We start from the raw sequence: 18,923 nt of genomic DNA, 5'->3' as shown, positions 1-18,923 counted from the left end.
GGCGCGAGCGGCGATCAGGCGTGGAAAAGTAAAACTATTTGCCGGACGGACGCGTCAGGACTTGGCGGGTGCCACCAGTTGCGTGGTGACCAGTGCGGCCAGGGCATTTTCTTCGCTGCCGAAACGGGCGAGCAACGCGGCCTGTTTTTCCGGGGAGAGGCGGTTCCAGATCTCGATCATTTTTTCGGCGGTGCCGATCAGAACGCTCGCTTGCTGTTCGTCGAATTCATCGGTCATGGGAGGGCTCAGGGTTCAGGCAGTGTGGAAAGCGCATGTTAGCGCTTTCCACACGGTCTGTACGGCGGGTGTTTCAGTCTTCGCTGTCAGCTGTTCGGCTGTCAGTGGCTTCTTTCGGCTCGGGCTGTTGGGCGCCGGCTTGTTGCGGGGTCGTCTGCTCAGGTTCGTGCAGGCTTGGGAAGGGGAGATTGGGAATCTCGTGCATAGTCGCGCTCCTCGCTAAGTCTGTTGATAGATCTGGTAGATCCGCGCTTTTGAAAAAGCCTGGGCAGGATACAGCAGGAGAAATGACAAATAGACTTTTATATCCGTTTGTTTCGACGGATGGGCTTGTCTAGACAGGTTTGTGTCTGTGAAAAGTTTGTTTATGTGGGAGCGAGCCTGCTCGCGAAAGCGGCGTATCAGTTGCAATCATTGCGACTGACACTCCGTCATCGCGAGCAGGCTCGCTCCCACGAAAGGTTATTTGCAGACTTCGGCAATCGCCTCGGCCAGCAAGTCCAGGCGCGTCGCGTCGATCCCCGCCACGTTCGCCCGGCCAGTGCCGACCATGTACACGCTGTGACGGTCGCGCAGCTGTCGGACCTGCTCCGGCGTCAATCCAGTGTAGGAAAACATCCCGCGTTGCACGCCGATGTGGGCAAAACGGTCTCGCAATCCGTGCGGCTCAAGGGCTTCGAGCAGCCCGCCGCGCAGTTGCGCGATGCGCAAGCGCATGGCCTCCACTTCGTCGCTCCAGAGGCTTTTGAGTTCCGGGTCGCCGAGGATCGTCGCCACCACGGCTGCGCCATGGTCCGGCGGCGTCGACCACAGGTTGCGGGCGATGTTGGCCAGCTGGCTGCGGATATCCAGCAGCTTTTCAGCCGAGCCGGCGCAGACGATCAACGCACCGGTGCGGTCGCGGTACAGTCCGAAGTTCTTCGAGCAGGAACTGGTGATCAGCACTTCCGGCAACTGCGCGGCAAACAGCCGGGTCGACCAGGCGTCCTGCTCCAGGCCATCGCCAAAGCCCTGGTAGGCGAAGTCGATCAGCGGCACCAGTTGGCGGCTGCGCACCACCTCCAGCACACGGCGCCAGTCCTCGTGGGTGAGGTCGAAGCCGGTCGGGTTATGGCAGCAGGCATGCAGCAACACCACATCGCCGATGGGCGCTGTCTTCAATACCGCCAGCATCGCCTCCACGTCGAGTCGGTTATCGCTGCCGACATAGGGGTAGTGATTCACCGTGACCCCGGCCGTGGCGAAGATGGTTTCGTGAATCGGCCAGGTCGGGTTGCTCAGCCACACGCCGCGACCGGGCAGGCACTGGGCGATGAAGTCCGCACTCAGGCGCAACGCGCCGGTGCCGCCCGGTGTCTGGGTGGCGCCAACCCGTTGTTCGGCGATCAGCGACGAGTCGGCGCCCAGCACCAGTTCATTGATCGCCCTGCCGAATGCCGGTTCGCCATGGCCGCCGATGTAGGTCTTGGTGTTCTGGCGATCCACCAGGCGCTGCTCGGCGAGTTTCACCGACGCCAGGATCGGCGTCAGCCCATGGGCGTCTTTGTAGACGCCGACGCCAAGGTCGAACTTGCGCGGGTTCGGGTCCTGCGCGTAGGCCTCCATCAGCCCCAGGATCGGGTCGCCGGGTACTCGACCAATGGCGTCGAAATGCATTATTTACGGCCCTCGGCATCCTTGGCCACGTCGTCGGTGCGCGCCGCCATGATGAAATCGTTGCGGTGCAGGCCCTTGATGGAGTGGCTCCACCAGGTCACGGTGACCTTGCCCCATTCGGTCAGCAGGCCCGGGTGATGACCTTCGGCCTCGGAAATTTCTCCGACGGCGTTGGTGAACGCCAGGGCGTGTTTGAAGTTCTTGAACAGGTAGACCTTTTCCAGCTGCATGATGCCGTCGCGAACTTCGATGTTCCAGTCGGGGATCTGCTTGATCAGTGCCGGCAGTTCTTCGTCGCTGACCTGTGGAGCGTCGGCGCGGCAGGCTTCGCAGTGGGCTTGGTTCAAAGTGGACATGATGTGTTCCTGAATTCGAATGATTGAAAATCTGCCGTCAATGTCGCCACGCTAAACCATGGCGACAGTTCCGGACAGGTTCACGTGTGACTGAAAGTGGCGTATCACGCAGCTTTCGGCGGAAATTTCGGCGCGTGCAGGCCCAACTGCATGCCCTGCCTGACCATGCCCATGATGTCTTCGTGGGCGAGGTCGAACAGGCGCTTGAGGTTGGGCAGGACAAAGTACAGGGGTTGCAGGATGTCGATGCGATAGGGCGTGCGCATGCATTCCAGCGGATCGAAGGCCTGGTGTTCGGGCTCGTCCGACAGGCAGTAAACGGTTTCCCTGGGCGAGGAGAGAATGCCGCCGCCGTAGATGCGCAGGCCCTGGGGTGTGTCCATCAGGCCGAACTCGATGGTCATCCAGTACAGGCGCGCCAGGTACACGCGTTCTTCCTTGGTCGCCTGCAGGCCAAGTTTGCCGTAGGTGTGGGTGAATTCGGCAAACCACGGGTTGGTCAGCAACGGGCAGTGGCCAAAGATCTCATGGAAGATGTCCGGCTCTTGCAGGTAATCCAGTTCTTCACGGGTACGAATGAAGGTGGCCACCGGGAACTGCTTGCTGGCCAGCAATTCGAAAAAGGTCTGGAAGGGAATCAGCGCAGGGACGCGGGCCACTTGCCAGCCGGTGGTCTCACCAAGGACCTTGTTGATTTCACCCAGTTGCGGAATGCGGTCGTGGGGCAAACCGAGTTTTTCGATGCCATCCAGGTATTCCTGGCACGCACGGCCCTCGATCACTTTCAGTTGGCGGGTGATCAGCGTATTCCACACCGCGTGTTCTTCGGCGGGGTAGTCGATAAAACCTTGCGCATCGGGCTCGCGAGCCACGTATTGCGTCTGCTTCATGCTGCTCTCCTGCTGGGGATTCGTTCTTGTTCTATGCGGCTATTGACTCAGGAATAGCGCAAGCGTTGCGCCATTGCAGCAGGTGAGCGTCCTCGTCGGCAGAAAAACTTTGCGGTTTTCGTAAAGTTTTCGTTACGTTTAGGCGTGCGTGATGGTCAGGCGCGGATCTGCCGGTTTGAAAAGTCGTTCAGGTGTCACATAATCTTTACGGTTATCTGCAGGCATCGACAGAAAGTTGTGCGCGTCCGAGTCGTACGCGTCCCCTTGTGGGGGCGAGCAAGCCCGCTCGCACCGATTGGGCATTTCATCCACCTTCCGCAGGCCATCCATATGCGTATCAAAGTCCACTGCCAGAACCGCATCGGCATCCTGCGCGACATCCTCAATCTGCTGGTGGAGTACGGCATCAACGTCGCTCGCGGTGAAGTCGGTGGCGAGCATGGCAACGCGATCTACCTGCACTGCCCGAACCTGGTGAATCTTCAGTTTCAGGCGCTGCGTGCGAAGTTCGAATCGATTGCCGGGGTCTTCGGCGTCAAGCGTGTCGGGCTGATGCCCAGCGAGCGTCGGCACATGGAACTCAATGCCTTGCTGGGGGCGCTGGAGTTCCCGGTGCTGTCGATCGACATGGGCGGCTCGATCGTCGCGGCCAACCGCGCAGCGGCGCAGTTGCTCGGGGTGCGCGTGGACGAGGTGCCGGGAATTCCGTTGTCGCGCTATGCCGAGGATTTCGACTTGCCGGAGCTGGTGCGCGCCAACAAATCGCGGATCAACGGGCTGCGGGTCAAGGTCAGGGGCGATGTGTTCCTGGCGGATATCGCGCCCCTGCAATCGGAGCATGACGACAGCGAAGCCATGGCCGGTGCCGTGTTGACGCTGCACCGCGCTGATCGGGTGGGCGAGCGCATCTATAACGTGCGCAAGCAGGAGTTGCGCGGGTTCGACAGCATCTTCCAGAGTTCGAAGGTGATGGCGGCGGTGGTGCGTGAAGCCCGGCGCATGGCGCCGCTGGATGCGCCACTATTGATCGAGGGCGAAACCGGCACCGGTAAGGAGTTGCTGGCGCGCGCCTGCCACCTGGCCAGTCCGCGTGGACAATCGCCGTTGATGGCGCTCAATTGCGCGGGGTTGCCGGAATCGATGGCCGAAACCGAGTTGTTCGGCTACGGACCGGGCGCGTTTGAAGGGGCGCGGGTGGAAGGCAAGCTCGGTCTGCTGGAATTGACGGCGGGCGGTACGTTGTTTCTCGATGGGGTCGCGGAAATGAGCCCGCGCCTGCAGGTGAAACTGCTGCGGTTCCTGCAGGATGGCTGCTTCCGTCGTGTCGGCAGTGATGAAGAGGTTTATCTGGATGTGCGGGTGATCTGCGCGACACAGGTCGACCTGTCGGAACTGTGTGCCCGTGGCGAATTTCGCCAGGACCTGTATCACCGCTTGAACGTGCTGTCGTTGCACATCCCGCCCCTGCGCGAATGCCTCGACGGGTTGCCGCCACTGGTCGAGCATTTCCTCGACCAGGCCAGTCGGCAGATCGGTTGTCCGCTGCCGAAACTGGCGCCGACGGCCATGGAACGGCTCAGTCATTACCACTGGCCGGGCAATGTCCGGCAACTGGAAAACGTGCTGTTCCAGGCGGTTTCGTTGTGCGAGGGCGGGACGGTCAAGGCCGAGCACATCCGCCTGCCGGACTACGGGGCGCGTCAGCCCCTTGGCGACTTCTCCCTCGAGGGCGGATTGGAGGCCATCGTCGGGCGGTTCGAAAAAGCGGTGCTGGAGCGCTTGTATGCCGAACACCCGAGCAGTCGGCAGTTGGGCAAGCGGCTGGGGGTTTCGCATACCACCATTGCCAACAAGTTGCGCGAGTATGGGGTGGGGAAGGCCGAGCTCTAGCGGAGCTCTGCGGCAGGTGTGCGGGCCTCATCGCGAGCAGGCTCGCTCTCACAGGGAGTGCCGTGCCTTGGGCTGCTTGTGCAACCAGCAAGGCTGGTATGGGATTTGCTATATCGGGTCTAGTCCCCGCTAATCCGTGTTCGGTGGCGATATTTTGACAGGGCAGAGCCCCGGTTTCCGCTGCCGACATGAGGTTCAGGATGCAAAAGAAAATTGCTGTGGTGCAGTCGAACTATATCCCCTGGAAGGGCTATTTCGATCTGATTCGCAGCGTCGATGCATTCGTCCTGTATGACGATGTTCAGTACACCCGCAGTGACTGGCGCAACCGCAACAAGATCAAGACGGCGCAGGGTGAGCACTGGCTGAGTATCCCGGTTAAAAAGAAGGGGCTCCTGGGTCAGTTGATCAACGAGGTGCAGGTCAGCGATCCGGGGTGGGCTTCAGCGCACTGGAAGACCATCGAACAGAGTTACCGGCGCGCACCGTGCTTCACCCAGATGGAGGCGCCGATTCGCGCGCTCTACGAGCAGGCTGCCGACCTGACCCACCTGAGCGCCATCAACCATCTGCTCATCGCAGGCCTGTGCCCACTGCTGGGCATTCATACGCCGCTCTACCGTTCGGAGGAACTGGGGGGCGTGGAGGGCAGGAATGAGCGTCTGATCCACCTGTGTCACGCGCTCGGTGCCGACCACTACCTCTCTGGGCCTGCGGCCAGTCACTACCTCGACGAAGCGCAGTTCGCCGTCAACGGGATCACGGTCTCGTACATGAGCTATGACGGTTACCCCGAGTACCCACAGGTGTATGGCGACTTCCAGCATGCGCTCAGCGTGATCGACCTGCTGTTCAATACCGGCGCGCACGCATCGGATTTTCTGAAGAAAGGGGCTGCCTGAGAAGGCTTGGTCAGTGACCCTTGTTTGATTTGATTCTGGAGATTGCACCCGATGTCCAACCTGGCGCAGCAAGACGTTCATTCGCTCGAACAGGCATTGGCGCGCCTGCGACTGATGTACGCCAAGCCCGAGCATCCTTATTACTTCCTCGCGCCTGCGTATCGTGAGACGTCGTCGGGTGTCGTCACGCTCCATTATCTCTGCCATATGCTCAATCTCAGCGGGCGCGAGGCGTACATCTGCGGCACCGAGGGGGTCAATCCGGACCTCAAGACGCCATTGCTCACCTCGACCATTTCTCAGCGCCATGTGGCAGCGGGCAAGGTGCCCATTGCCGTTTACCCTGAGGTCATCCCGGGCAATCCGCTCAATTGTGCGGTTGTGTCCCGTTTTCTCCTGAACTTTGAAGCATTCCTCTCCGGAAAAGGCATGGATGCCGCCGCCACCGACTTGATTTTCTATTACGCCGCCCGACTTGCCGAGCACCGAGGTGACCCTGACGGTGATCTGTTGTGCGTACCGGCCATCGATGTCGAAATGTTTTCTCCGCCAGCCCCTGGGTCCGTACGTAAGGGCTCGTACCTGTACCAGAACCGTCACCCATTGACGAAGATCGACTATTCGCAACTGCCGGCAGATATTCAATTGCTGAGCATGGCCAATCCCCTGACCCTGCCTGAGCTGGCCGAGCTGCTGCGCCATGCGCAAGTGATGTACAGCTACGAGTGGTCGATGACGTGCGTGATGGCAGTGCTATGCGGGTGCCCGGTGATATTCATGCCCGGACATGGCATCGACCAGCAAGTGCTCGACACCAGTTTCTTCGGCAGCACCGGCTTTGCCATGTTCGATCAGCCGCAGCCTCTGGAGATTGCCCGGGCAACACTGGGTGACGGCCTGCATCGTTATGTCGAGCGCACAGCGTCTTTCTGGGAACAGTTGGACATGTTTATCGCCAAGACTCAGGCGGCTGCCGCGCGTGAGGCGGTCGGTAACCGTCTGGGAATGCTCGACTGGTTGCGCCAACGTTACCCGCTGGCTCCGCAATTGCGCCTGATCAACGAGCGGCTGGAGAGCCCGGCAGCGCCGAGCTTTACCGTTCTGGTTCGCGATGGCGGCGATACGTCGGCGCTGGCGCGCACGTTGGACAGCCTGGATGAGCAGTTGTACCCGCACGTCCATGTGTGCGTGTTGGGCAGCACTGATCCGGGACGTGCCCGCATTCAGTGGTTGGCCTGTGATCCGGAGCAGCCGGCGGCCGTGATCAACGGCTTTCTCGAGGGCAGCCAGGGCGACTGGTTGATGCTGATCGAGGCGGGAGAGACGTTCATCGCCCCAGGCCTTTTGGTGACGGCTCTGAATATGCTCGAGGCGGCGGACAGCTGCCTTGCCGTGTTCGCCGACGAGGCGCTGCGTGCGGGGGGAGGCGCAGTCGACATCTCATTGAGGCCGGATTTGAATCTGGACTTGCTCCTGGCGTTCCCGGCAAGTCTTTCCCGTCACTGGATATACCGTCGTGATGCGCTGGTGAGTCTGCGCGGTTTTGACAACTTCAGGGGAGGCGCTTTCGAACTCGCCTACCAGCTTCGCCTTATCGACGAAAAAGGCCTGGCGAGCATCGGCCATGTCAGCGAACCGCTGTTGGTCGCCAACGAAGTGCGCCAGTCGCCGTGCGCTGATGAACGCGCGGTCATCGAGGCGCACCTCCACGGGCGTGGCTATGCTCGGGCGCGAGCGATTGCGCTGGAGAACGAGCCCGGCCGCTACCGCATCGATTACGGTCATGATCGGCAGGCCTCGGTCAGTATCCTTGTTTACCTGGAAGGCCAACTGGCCAATTTCCAGCGTTGCCTGGAGAGTCTGCTGACGCAAACGCACTCCGTGGATCACGAAATTCTGCTGATCGAGCCAGGCTGCGACGATCCCGCCTTGCTGGAGTGGCTGGGCCTGATCGAGCAGATGGGGGCAAACCACATCCAGGTGTTGCGTTTCATGCCGGGGCAGGCTCGTGCGGCGATGTGCAATGCCGCAGCGCAGGAGGCACGCGGCGAGTATCTGGTCTGGCTCGACGCGCACGGCGCCGTGCTCAATCCCGATTGGTTGCAGGCGTTGCTCAACCACGCCCAGCGCTCGGAAGTGGGGGCGGTGGGCGGCAAGTTGCAGGATAGCCACGATCGCATCCGCCAGGCAGGCCTTGTGCTGGGGCTGGGAGGCACAGTCGGTCGAGCTTTCGAGGGGGTGCCATCTCAGGCGGCAGGTTACATGGGGCGGCTGGGGCTTGAGCAGAACTGCTCCGCAGTCGGCGCCGAATGCCTGATGCTGCGGCGTGCGCTTTTCCTCGAAGCGGAGGGCTTCGATACCGATCCGTTGCTGGCACCCTGGGCCGATGTGGACCTGTGCCTGCGGTTGCAACAGGCCGGTTACCTCAACACCTGGACGCCCCATGCGCGTCTGTTGCTGGACCCTGCACCACGCGCGTCGGCAAGCAGCGAGCAGGAAGATGCGTTGTTCGCCCGCTGGTTGCCGCAGTTGGCCCGTGACCCTGCCTACAATGCCAACTTCTCGTTGCGTGCCGGCGAGGGCTTCGCGCTGGAGAACATTGACCTGATCTGGCAAACGCCGTCAGGCAGCGTGCCAAGGGTGTTGGCCTGTGTCACCGACCAGCAGGCTGCGGGGCACTCGCGCCTGGCTCAACCCCTCAAGGCGTTGCTTGAAGCGGGGGAGGTCGAAGGCGCGGCTGTTTCCAGTTTGCTGTCTGCCGTTGAAATCGAGCGGCTGGCCCCGACGAGCGTGGTGTTGCAGCGCCCTCTGGATGACGCCGGGCTCACGGCTTTGCGACGCCTGCGGGCGTTTTCCAAGGCGTTCATCGTCTACGATCTGGACGGCTACCTGCCCCATATGGAATTGAAGGGTCATTACTCTGCCGATGAGTTGCTGGAGCGCATGCGCTTGGGAATGAATCAGGCCGACCGGGTTCTGGTTGGCACGACAGCGCTGGCCGAGCTGCTGCAGGGTGAACACGACGACATTCGTGTAGTGGAAAGCCTGCTGCCGGCTGCCTGGGGGCGTGTGCAAAGCCTGCGAGGCAAGGGAACCAAGCCGCGCCTGGGCTGGTTGGGCGGCAAAGATTCGCAGCTGCTGGCCGATGTGCTGCCAGCGTTGGCGGGCGAAGTGGAATGGGTCGTGCTCGGCGACTGCCCTGAATCCATGCGACCCTTTTTGGCAGAGCTGCATCCGGGGGTCGAACAGCGCCAACTGGCCGTGGCCTTGGCTGCCTTGAATCTTGACCTGGCACTGGTGCCCATGGAGGAGACCCTCAACAACGCCTGCTCCGGTGACCTGCGTGTGCTGCAGCACGCGGCTTGCGGCCATCCGGTCATTTGCAGTCGGGTGCAGGGTTTCGTCGGGGGCGAGGTATTGCCGCTCTCGCGGGTGAGTAACCAGGCACAAGACTGGATACGGGCGATCCGCCTCCATCTGGAGGACCGTAACGCGTCCGCGACGCTGGGGGACGCGCTGCAATCGACCGTGCGTGCGCAGTGGTTGCTCGAAGGCGAGCGCCTGGACGCCTGGCGTCGGGCCTGGTTGGCCGATTGATGGTTATTGATAATTACCTTGGCCGCTCAGTGGAGTGCCTGTGACATGAGCAACGACCTTGATACCTTCATCGCAGCCTACAGCGACAGTTTTGGCTATGCGTATGACAACAACATCATTCTGAACTGGTATCCCCGGCGCATCATGGCGCTCTGCACAGAACAGCAAAGCCTGCTGGAACTCGGTATCGGCCATGGTTTCAGTACCCACCGGTTCTCGCAGTTCTTCACTGAGCACATGGTCATCGATGGGTCCGCATCGGTGATCGATCAGTTCAAGGCTCAGTACCCGGACAATACAGCCGACATCGTCGAGAGTTATTTCGAGACGTTCGACACTGACAAGCGATTCGATCTCATCGTGATGGGTTTTGTCCTTGAGCATGTCGATGATCCACAGGCCGTACTGCAAAAGTTCAAGCGCTATCTTGCGCCGGGCGGTCGTTGCTTCGTCCTGGTGCCGAATGGCGAGTCTCTGCATCGGCGTTTCGGGCATGCTGCCGGGCTGCTCGAGGACCCGATGGCGCTGGGGCAAGGTGATCTGGAGCTGGGCCACGTGCGCAGCTATTCGCTGCAATCCCTGACCGCTGAGCTGGAAGCGGCGGGCTACCAGGTGGAGCGCAAGGAGGGCGTGTTTCTGAAGCCGTTCACCACCGGGCAGTTGAAAACATTGAATCTGAGTGCGGACATCGTTTCAGCGATGTGCACCGTGGGCATCGATTATCCGGAGCTCAGTTGCGCGATGATGCTCGAAGCGATCGTCGCTGCGTCATGAAAAGCCTGGTCATCGGGAGCACCTCGGTCATTGGCAAGGCTGTGGCTCGTGAGTTGTCGCGCCATGGTCAGGTCAAGCTGGCCGGGCGACGGGATGCCGATCTGGCATTCGATTTGAGCAGCCAGGCGTACGGCCCTGTCGACGAGCGCTTCGATGTGGTCGTGATGGCCGCTGCCGATTTTGGTGGTGGGCAGCCGGACGATCTGGTCCGCGCCGAACTGGTGAACAGTGTCGGAACATTGGCCGCCTGCCGTTTGGCCGAACAATGCGGGGCGCGTCATTTTATTCTGCTGTCATCGCATTCAGCGTGCTATCAGGCAAAGGATCCTTACTTCGGCATCTACTCGCTCTCCAAGCGCCATGCCGAAGAGGTGGCGAGCCTTTATTGCCAGCAGCGGGGCATGGCGTTGACCGTCCTGCGCCTCAGTCAGGTCTACGACAGCGAGGGGCAGTGCAGAGCTCACCAGCCTTTGTTGTACGCCATTGCCGACAGGGTGCAGGCGGGGCAGACCGTCGAGCTGTATGGCAGCAACGATGCCAGCCGCAACTACCTTCATCTGAGTGACCTTGCCGAGATCTGCGCGCGGCTGGCAGAGCGGGGGATTGACGGCTTTTTCAATTGCGGGCATGTCGAAACTCCCCGTCTTTCCGAAATCGCCCAGGCGGCATTCGAAGCGTTTGGCAAATCACCGGACGTCCGCTTCCTGACGGAGAAAAAAGACATTCCCGACCTGCCGCCCTTCGACGTTGCCGACGAATTGTTCAAGCGTATCGGGTTCGTTCCGCAGATAGGCATTCGCCAGGGCTTTGAGCTGATGAGAGTACATCGGGAGAATCAGTGATGAAGACCGTCATGGTGACTGGCGTAGGCGCCATCATGGGTTACGGCCTGCTCAAATCGTTGCGTGCGGCCGAGCCTTCCGTTCGCCTGATCGGCGCAGATATCTACGACGACGCCGTCGGTCGGGCCTGGAGCGATGTCTTCGAGCAGGCGCCCTTGACCTGCGCCGCAGAGTACGGGCATTGGCTGGGCGATACGCTGGCCCGGCACAAGGTCGACCTGCTGATTCCGGGGATTGAACAGGATATTCACTGGCTGTCGGATAACCGGGCGTTGCTGGCGACGTTTGACTGCCAGGTCGTGCTCAACAACCAGAAGCTGATCGAGCTTTCCCGGGACAAGTGGGCGATGGATCAGGCGCTGGTGGCACTGGGGGATCCGAGTCGAATTCCCAGCCTGCTGTCGGGGGATTTCCACTCGCTCAAGGCAGCCCTGGGCCTGCCGTTTTTGCTCAAGCCGCGCAAAAGCTACGCCTCCAAGGGGCTGGTGTGGGTTCGCGAGGAGCGTGACTTTACCCCTCATGCAGCATTGCTGGGCGATTATCTGATGGCGCAACCGATCATTGGCAGCGCCGCCGATGAGTTCACTGTGGCAGCGTTTGGCGATGGCCAGGGCGATGCCGGCCCGACCATCACCTTCCGACGCAGTCTGGCGTCCGACGGTTCCACTGCCAAGGCCTGGGTGGAGCAGCATGATTCACTGGATCAGACGGTCGCCAGGCTGTGCCGTGCCTTCCAGCCGGTAGGGCCAACCAACTTGCAGTTCCGGCGTGGCGGTGACGGTACCTGGAGCCTGCTGGAAATCAACCCGCGCATCTCCTCGACCAGCTCGATCCGTAGCGCCTTCGGTTACAACGAGGCTGCCATGTGCCTGGATCATTACCTCGACCGCAAGACGCTGGTCCAGCCAGCCATTCGCAGGGGTTTCGCCGTTCGTTTTATAGAGGACTTCATTGTCTATGATCGGGATCATTTCTGACGTACACGGCAACTACAGTGCCCTGCGGACAGTGCTTGCCAGGCTCGATGGGCTGGGTGTGTCGCGGATCATCTGTCTGGGCGATACGGCCGGCTATTACAGCCAGGTCAACGAATGTTGCGAAGCCTTGCGCGAACGGAATGTCTTTTCCGTGATGGGTAACCATGACTGGTATCTGGCCAGGAATGAGCGGTGTCCTCGTTCCAATAGCGCCAACGCCTGCCTGGACTATCAACATGGCGTCATCACTGCGCAGAATCTGGCGTGGCTGGGGTCGCTCGCCGAGCGCTCGATCCAGGCGGGTGTGAGCATCGTGCATGGCGGGTGGAACGATCCGCTGGAGGAATACCTGCGGCCATCGTCAGAGTATTTCACGCCCTTGCCGGGGCGGTTTTTCGCCTCGGGTCATACCCATGTCCAGTGCTTGTGGAAAGACGGGGACAAGGCCTATTGCAACCCCGGTTCCGTCGGCCAGCCACGTGATGGTGATGCTCGGGCGGGTTTCGCGACCTGGAACGGTGAATCGTTCGACCTGCACCGGGTTGAATACGATATCGGTGAAACCCAGCAGGCGATGAAGAAGGCCGGCTTTACCCCGTACTTCTATGAAAATCTTGACCAAGGTACTCAGATCGGTGGGCGGATCAGCACGCTTTAAGCGGTTGTGCTGTGTGCCACTCATTACCACGCCCACCCAGGGAAATTCGCAATGAGCAAAGAAACAATATTCTTCAATCGGCCGCACATGACGGGCAGGGAGCTGGATTACATTGCCCAGGCCAAGTTCGGCAACATGCTGGCCGGTGATGGTCCATTCACCAAGCATTGTCATCGCTGGCTGGAGAAGCAGACGGGTTGCAACAAGGCCTTGCTCACCCACTCCTGCACGGCGGCCCTGGAAATGGCGGCACTGTTGCTGGACATCCAGCCGGGTGACGAAGTCATCCTGCCTTCCTTCACCTTTGTCTCCACGGCCAATGCCTTTGTGTTGCGCGGTGCAGTGCCTGTCTTCGTCGATATACGTCCCGATACGCTGAACCTGGACGAACGGCTGATCGAGGCGGCAATCACCCCCCGAACCAGGGCCATCGTACCGGTCCATTACGCGGGTGTGGCCTGTGAAATGGACACCATTCTCGCCATTGCCCGTCAGTACGGGTTGGCGGTGGTCGAAGACGCCGCGCAAGGGGTGATGTCGACTTACAACGGCCGTGCCCTGGGCAGTATCGGCGACCTTGGCGCATTCAGTTTTCATGAAACCAAGAACGTCATCTCGGGAGAGGGCGGGGCTTTGCTGGTCAATGATCCTGAGCTGGCATTACGTGCCGAGATCATCCGGGAAAAAGGCACCGATCGCAGTCGGTTCTTCCGGGGCGAGGTGGACAAATATACCTGGCAGGAGGTGGGTTCCTCGTTTTTGCCCGGAGAACTGATTGCAGCCTTCCTCTGGGCTCAACTGGAAGAGGCGCAATCGATCACCGACAGCCGCCTGGCAGTCTGGGGCTATTACCATGAAGCCTTGCTGGAGTTTGAACGGGAAGGGTTGCTGCGTCGCCCGATAGTGCCTGAAAACTGCCAGCACAACGCACACATGTACTACGTGCTCCTGGCGCCTGGCATCGATCGTCAACGGGTGCTTGATGAACTCAAGAAGCATGCTGTGTATGCCGTGTTTCATTACGTACCGCTGCATTCATCGCCCGCTGGAAAACGTTATGGTCGTGTGCAGGGTTCCATGGACATTACCGATGGCTATTCCGAGCGTCTGTTGCGCCTGCCTTTGTGGCTTGGCTTGTCCAGAGACCAGCAGGACCTGGTAGTGAGTGTTCTTCGCAGTGCGTTGGCAAGGGCCTGACCGTCCTTGCCACTTAACGGCATTCCACCGCCGGTTTTTCGTCTTCGATGCATTCTCCTGCCGCCCCTCTGATCCCCTCAACCCCTTTGTTTTGTGGGTCGGGCGGCGCTGCAGCAAAGTTGGTCTGCTAATTGCTTGTGGCTCAGCAGTACAGCGGTGGGCGGCAAACGTCCGGCATGCAGAGGAAAGAGTGTGGACAAGTACCTTTATGTGGCAATGACCGGCGCCAGCCAGAATGCACTGGCGCAGAAGGCTCATGCGAACAACCTGGCGAACATTTCCACCAACGGTTTCCAGAGAGACCTGGAGCAGGCGCGTTCGATGCCGGTGTTCGGTGACAGCTTTCCGGCGCGTGCGTTTGCCATGTCCGAGCGTCCGGCTACCGACTTCTCCCCGGGCTCGCTGGTGCAGACCGGTCGCGACCTCGACGTCGCGGTGCAGGGCAATGGCTGGCTCGCCGTGCAGACCCCCGATGGCGGTGAAAGTTACGTGCGCACCGGCAGCCTGAACATCGATGCCCTGGGCGTGTTGCGTGCCGGCAATGGCATGCCGGTGCTGGGCAACGGCGGGCCGATCTCCGTGCCGCCCGAGCAGCAGGTTGAGATCGGCGAGGACGGCACCGTCAGCATTCGGGCGATGGGTGAAGGCCCCCGGGTGATGGCCGAGGTCGACCGCATCAAGCTGGTCAACCCGGACTTCAAGAACATGACCAAAGGCCTGGACGGCTCGATTCACACCAAGGACGGGCAGCCGGCGCAAGCCGATGCCAACGTCAAGCTGGTGTCCGGGTTCCTTGAATCGAGCAACGTCAACGCCGTGGAAGAAATGACCTCGGTGCTGGCGCTGGCCAAGCAGTTCGAGCTGCACGTCAAGATGATGAACACCGCCAAAGAAGACGACCAGGCCATGGCTCGGGTCTTGCAGATCAGCTAATTATCAGAACGTCGCGCCGTAAAACAGGCGCACGAGGAGAATCGAATGCTTCCGGCTCTATGGGTTGCCAAAACAGGTCTGTCCGCCCAGGACACCAACCTGACCACCATTTCCAACAACCTGGCGAACGTCTCGACCACGGGTTTCAAACGTGACCGCGCCGAGTTCCAGGACTTGCTGTATCAGATCAAGCGCCAGCCAGGCGCCCAGTCGACCCAGGACAGCGAGCTGCCGTCGGGTCTGCAACTGGGTACCGGTGTGCGGATCGTCGGCACTCAGAAAAACTTCAACGCCGGCAGCCTGCAAACCACCGAGCAGCCGCTGGACATGGCCATCGACGGTCGCGGTTTCTTCCAGATCCTGCAGCCGGACGGCACCACGTCCTACACCCGTGACGGCACGTTCCACCTCGATTCCAACGGCCAGATCGTCAACGCCAGCGGCTTCGCCCTGGAGCCGGCCATCGTGATCCCGAACGACGCCCAGACCTTCACCGTCGGTCGCGACGGCACCGTGTCCATCACCGTCGCCGGCAACCCTGCCGCCCAGGTGATCGGCAACCTGCAAACCGCCGACTTCATCAACCCGGCCGGCCTGCAAGCCGTGGGGAACAACCTGTTCCTGGAAACCGCCGCCAGCGGCGCGCCGCAAGTCGGCACGCCAGGCCTGGCCGGTTTCGGCACCACGCTGCAGAACACCCTGGAAACCTCCAACGTCAGCACCGTTGAAGAGATGGTCAACATGATCACCACTCAGCGTGCCTACGAGATGAACTCCAAGGTGATTTCCACTGCCGACCAGATGCTCTCGTTCGTAACGCAGAATCTGTAATCAAGTCTATGAGGCGACCATGAGGTCGCCTGCAACACCGTGAGGTAGGGTCATGAATCGCTTTGTATCTGTCCTGGCACTGAGTGGGGTCACCGCGTTGGCGGGGTGCGTCGCTCCGACGCCCAAGCCCAATGATCCTTACTACGCCCCGGTGTTGCCGCGTACGCCGTTGCCGGCCGCCGCAAATAATGGCTCGATCTACCAGGCCGGTTTCGAGCAGAACCTGTACAGCGACCGCAAGGCGTTCCGGGTCGGTGACATCATCACCATCACCCTGAACGAGCGCACCCAGGCCAGCAAGAACGCCAACTCGCAGATCGGCAAAAACAGTGATACCAGCGTGGGGTTGACCTCGTTGTTCGGCTCCAGCCTGACCACCAATAACCCGATCGGCAGCAACGACCTGAGTTTGAATGCCGGCTACAGCGCCGACCGCGCCACCAAGGGTGACAGCAAGTCCGGGCAGAGCAACAGCCTGACCGGCTCGATTACCGTCACCGTCGCGGACGTGTTGCCCAATGGCATCATCGCCGTGCGTGGCGAGAAGTGGCTGACGCTCAATACCGGCGATGAGCTGGTGCGGATCGCCGGCCTGGTTCGCGCCGATGACATCGCCACCGACAACACGGTGTCGTCGACCCGCGTGGCCGATGCGCGCATCACCTATTCGGGGACCGGTGCCTTTGCCGATGCGAGTCAGCCAGGCTGGTTCGACCGTTTCTTCCTCAGCCCGCTGTTCCCTTTCTAGGTGGCTACGTTGAATCTTAAACACCTGATGGTGGCCGCCCTGTTGCTGTCTTCCGCTTTCAGCGCTCAAGCCGAGCGCCTGAAGGATATCGCCAGCATCTCCGGCGTGCGTTCCAACCAGTTGATCGGCTACGGCCTGGTGGTCGGGCTCAACGGCACCGGTGACCAGACGACCCAGACGCCGTTCACCCTGCAGACCTTCAACAACATGCTCTCGCAGTTCGGCATCAAGGTGCCGGCAGGTTCGGGCAACGTGCAATTGAAGAACGTCGCGGCGGTGTCGGTCAGCGCCGATCTGCCGGCCTTCGCCAAGCCCGGCCAGCAGGTAGATATCACGGTTTCCTCGATCGGCAACTCCAAGAGCCTGCGTGGCGGCACCTTGTTGCTGACCCCGCTCAAGGGCATCGACGGCAACGTCTACGCGGTCGCCCAGGGCAACCTGGTGGTCGGCGGTTTTGATGCCGAAGGTCGCGACGGCTCGAAGATCACCGTCAACGTTCCGTCGGCCGGTCGCATCCCTGGCGGTGCGTCAGTGGAGCGTGCGGTGCCGAGCGGTTTCAACCAGGGCAACAGCCTGACCCTGAACCTCAATCGTTCGGACTTCACCACGGCCAAGCGCATTGTCGACAAGATCAACGACATGCTCGGCCCGGGCGTTGCCCAGGCCATCGACGGCGGTTCGATTCGTGTCAGTGCGCCGCTGGATCCGAGCCAGCGTGTCGACTACCTGTCGATTCTGGAAAACCTCGAAATCGATCCGGGCCAGGCGGTGGCGAAAGTCATCATCAACTCGCGCACCGGCACCATCGTGATCGGCCAGAACGTCAAGGTTTCACCGGCCGCCGTGACCCATGGCAGCCTGACCGTGACCATCACCGAAGACCCGATCGTCAGCCAGCCTGGTCCGCTGTCCAATGGCCAGACCGCAGTCGTGCCACGCTCGCGGGTCAACGCCCAGCAGGAAGCCAAGCCGATGTTCAAGTTCGGCCCGGGCACCACGCTCGACGAGATCGTGCGTGCAGTGAACCAGGTCGGCGCAGCGCCAGGTGACTTGATGGCCATCCTCGAAGCACTGAAGCAGGCTGGCGCATTGCAAGCCGACCTGATCGTGATCTGAGGACAGCGACCATGGACATGTACAAGAGTGGTCTGGTCAGCAGCAGCGATTCGGGTTCCTACTCGGACCTCAATCGCCTGAACCAGCTCAAGGTCGGCGACAAGAACAGTGACGCCAACCTGCGCAAGGTCGCGCAGGAATTCGAGTCGCTGTTCCTGGGTGAAATGCTCAAGTCGATGCGCAAGGCGACCGACACCCTGGGCGAGGGCAACCCGCTCAACACGCCGGCGGCCAAGCAGTACCAGGAAATGTACGACCAGCAACTGGCTGTTTCCATGTCACGCGAAGGCGGCGGTATCGGCCTGGCGGACGTGCTGATGCGCCAGATGCAGAAGAACAAGCCATTGGCGCCGGGCGAAGCGGAAGCGGCATCGGCCGCCAAGCAGGCCGCGGCGAAAGCAGCGGTGGAAACACCGGTGGCCGCCGGTACGCTGGCGATCAACGGGCCGTTGTCGCGGGTCAACGGCGAGCGCCCATTGTGGGCCTCGCGTTCGGTCCGCGCGCCGCAGGCGGGCGAGGGCGCTCATCGCAATGACATGGCGCTGATCAATCAGCGGCGTCTGGCGTTGCCACCGAAGCTGGCCGATCGTTTGCTGGCGGGCCTGGTCCCTTCGGCGACGACAGCGGCCGCGGCATCGGTGGCGGCGACCGGAAACACGCAACTGCCGGATCGCGCCACGCTCACCGGTTCAGGTCCGCTGTTCAATGGCGACTGGCTGGCGAATGCGCAAGCCGCCGCCAACGGTGGCCTGCAGATCCACGGTCGTGCCATGGCGCAGATTCCGCTGGCACCGGCAAAGAAAGCCTTCGGTTCCGCCGACGAATTCGTCAACACCATGCTGCCGATGGCCAAGGAAGCAGCCGCTCGCATCGGAGTCGACCCGCGTTACCTCGTGGCCCAGGCCGCGCTGGAAACCGGCTGGGGCAAATCGGTAATGCGCGCCCAGGATGGCAGCAGCAGCCACAACCTGTTCGGCATCAAGGCCAGCAGTAACTGGACGGGCAATTCGGCGCGGGCGATCACCAGCGAATTCAGGAACGGCGCGATGGTCAAGGAGACGGCCGAGTTCCGTTCCTACGACTCCTACAAGGACAGTTTCCATGACCTTGTGACTTTGCTGCAAACCAACAATCGCTATCAAGAAGTCGTGAAGTCAGCCGATAACCCAGAACAGTTTGTACGCGAGTTGCAAAAGGCCGGTTACGCAACCGACCCCGACTACGCAAGCAAGATTTCGCAGATAGCCAAGCAGATGACGAGTTACCAGAACTACGCTGCGGCGGGCGTTTCCACCACGCCTTTATAAGGGCACAAGGAT

At 61.0% G+C, this 18,923-nt stretch carries 18 protein-coding genes; 13 read left to right on the top strand and 5 right to left on the bottom strand.

From position 1 onward, the window contains the following. Positions 1–54: 54 nt before the first annotated feature. The 5 genes from ACM6IM_RS13320 to phhA all read right to left on the bottom strand — a co-directional run bounded on the left by ACM6IM_RS13320 (position 55) and on the right by phhA (position 3,139). Positions 55–237 carry a hypothetical protein gene (locus tag ACM6IM_RS13320; RefSeq protein WP_192302170.1) on the bottom strand — a complete coding sequence of 61 codons (183 nt, stop codon included), beginning with the start codon at positions 235–237 and terminating at the stop codon, positions 55–57. Between the two features lie 73 nt (positions 238–310). Then, complete coding sequence (locus ACM6IM_RS13315) at positions 311–442, bottom strand: hypothetical protein (protein WP_263864711.1); 132 nt, start codon at positions 440–442, stop codon at positions 311–313. A 257-nt stretch (positions 443–699) separates the two neighbouring features. Further along, complete coding sequence (locus ACM6IM_RS13310) at positions 700–1,893, bottom strand: amino acid aminotransferase (protein ID WP_414865355.1); 1,194 nt, start codon at positions 1,891–1,893, stop codon at positions 700–702. After that, complete coding sequence (locus ACM6IM_RS13305) at positions 1,893–2,249, bottom strand: 4a-hydroxytetrahydrobiopterin dehydratase (RefSeq protein ID WP_201189784.1); 357 nt, start codon at positions 2,247–2,249, stop codon at positions 1,893–1,895. The genes ACM6IM_RS13310 and ACM6IM_RS13305 overlap by 1 nt, the downstream gene beginning before the upstream one ends. Before the next feature lie 104 nt (positions 2,250–2,353). Beyond that, on the bottom strand, positions 2,354–3,139 hold the full coding sequence (gene phhA / locus ACM6IM_RS13300) for a phenylalanine 4-monooxygenase (protein WP_201189781.1): 786 nt from the start codon (positions 3,137–3,139) through the stop codon (positions 2,354–2,356). A gap of 330 nt (positions 3,140–3,469) precedes the next feature. On the opposite strand from phhA, the gene ACM6IM_RS13295 reads away from it, so the two are divergent. From ACM6IM_RS13295 to flgJ, 13 genes are all read left to right on the top strand, one after another. Further along, positions 3,470–5,029 carry a sigma-54-dependent transcriptional regulator gene (locus ACM6IM_RS13295; RefSeq protein WP_414865354.1) on the top strand — a complete coding sequence of 520 codons (1,560 nt, stop codon included), beginning with the start codon at positions 3,470–3,472 and terminating at the stop codon, positions 5,027–5,029. Between the two features lie 200 nt (positions 5,030–5,229). After that, positions 5,230–5,931: a WbqC family protein gene (locus ACM6IM_RS13290; protein WP_414865353.1), complete on the top strand. Its 702-nt coding sequence runs from the start codon at positions 5,230–5,232 to the stop codon at positions 5,929–5,931. A gap of 51 nt (positions 5,932–5,982) precedes the next feature. After that, positions 5,983–9,528: a glycosyltransferase gene (locus tag ACM6IM_RS13285; protein ID WP_414865352.1), complete on the top strand. Its 3,546-nt coding sequence runs from the start codon at positions 5,983–5,985 to the stop codon at positions 9,526–9,528. 45 nt (positions 9,529–9,573) lie between these two features. Then, positions 9,574–10,302, top strand: a complete 729-nt coding sequence (locus ACM6IM_RS13280) for a methyltransferase domain-containing protein (protein WP_414865351.1) — start codon at positions 9,574–9,576, stop codon at positions 10,300–10,302. Beyond that, positions 10,299–11,144, top strand: a complete 846-nt coding sequence (locus ACM6IM_RS13275) for an NAD-dependent epimerase/dehydratase family protein (protein ID WP_414865350.1) — start codon at positions 10,299–10,301, stop codon at positions 11,142–11,144. Before ACM6IM_RS13280 ends, ACM6IM_RS13275 begins: the two co-directional genes overlap by 4 nt. Continuing rightward, complete coding sequence (locus tag ACM6IM_RS13270) at positions 11,144–12,121, top strand: ATP-grasp domain-containing protein (RefSeq protein ID WP_414865349.1); 978 nt, start codon at positions 11,144–11,146, stop codon at positions 12,119–12,121. The genes ACM6IM_RS13275 and ACM6IM_RS13270 overlap by 1 nt, the downstream gene beginning before the upstream one ends. Beyond that, positions 12,102–12,779, top strand: a complete 678-nt coding sequence (locus ACM6IM_RS13265; RefSeq protein ID WP_414865348.1) for a metallophosphoesterase family protein — start codon at positions 12,102–12,104, stop codon at positions 12,777–12,779. Before ACM6IM_RS13270 ends, ACM6IM_RS13265 begins: the two co-directional genes overlap by 20 nt. Positions 12,780–12,830: 51 nt before the next feature. Continuing rightward, complete coding sequence (gene rffA, locus ACM6IM_RS13260; protein WP_201189764.1) at positions 12,831–13,976, top strand: dTDP-4-amino-4,6-dideoxygalactose transaminase; 1,146 nt, start codon at positions 12,831–12,833, stop codon at positions 13,974–13,976. Between the two features lie 192 nt (positions 13,977–14,168). Next, positions 14,169–14,909, top strand: a complete 741-nt coding sequence (locus ACM6IM_RS13255) for a flagellar basal body rod protein FlgF (RefSeq protein ID WP_192302165.1) — start codon at positions 14,169–14,171, stop codon at positions 14,907–14,909. Positions 14,910–14,954: 45 nt separating this feature from the next. Then, positions 14,955–15,740: a flagellar basal-body rod protein FlgG gene (gene flgG, locus ACM6IM_RS13250; protein ID WP_192302164.1), complete on the top strand. Its 786-nt coding sequence runs from the start codon at positions 14,955–14,957 to the stop codon at positions 15,738–15,740. Between the two features lie 52 nt (positions 15,741–15,792). Beyond that, positions 15,793–16,488, top strand: coding sequence for a flagellar basal body L-ring protein FlgH (gene flgH, locus ACM6IM_RS13245; RefSeq protein WP_192302163.1), 696 nt, complete (start codon positions 15,793–15,795; stop codon positions 16,486–16,488). A gap of 27 nt (positions 16,489–16,515) precedes the next feature. Further along, positions 16,516–17,604 (top strand): flagellar basal body P-ring protein FlgI, encoded by a 1,089-nt coding sequence (locus ACM6IM_RS13240; RefSeq protein ID WP_201189872.1) that lies wholly within the window; start codon positions 16,516–16,518, stop codon positions 17,602–17,604. Positions 17,605–17,615: 11 nt separating this feature from the next. Beyond that, positions 17,616–18,911 (top strand): flagellar assembly peptidoglycan hydrolase FlgJ, encoded by a 1,296-nt coding sequence (gene flgJ, locus ACM6IM_RS13235; protein WP_192302162.1) that lies wholly within the window; start codon positions 17,616–17,618, stop codon positions 18,909–18,911. Positions 18,912–18,923 lie beyond the last annotated feature (12 nt).

The sequence above is a fragment of the Pseudomonas sp. IT-P12 genome (assembly GCF_949767465.1).
GTDB lineage: Bacteria > Pseudomonadota > Gammaproteobacteria > Pseudomonadales > Pseudomonadaceae > Aquipseudomonas.
Note: the sequence above shows the minus strand (reverse complement) of the source record. Positions and strands in the feature narration are given on the sequence as shown.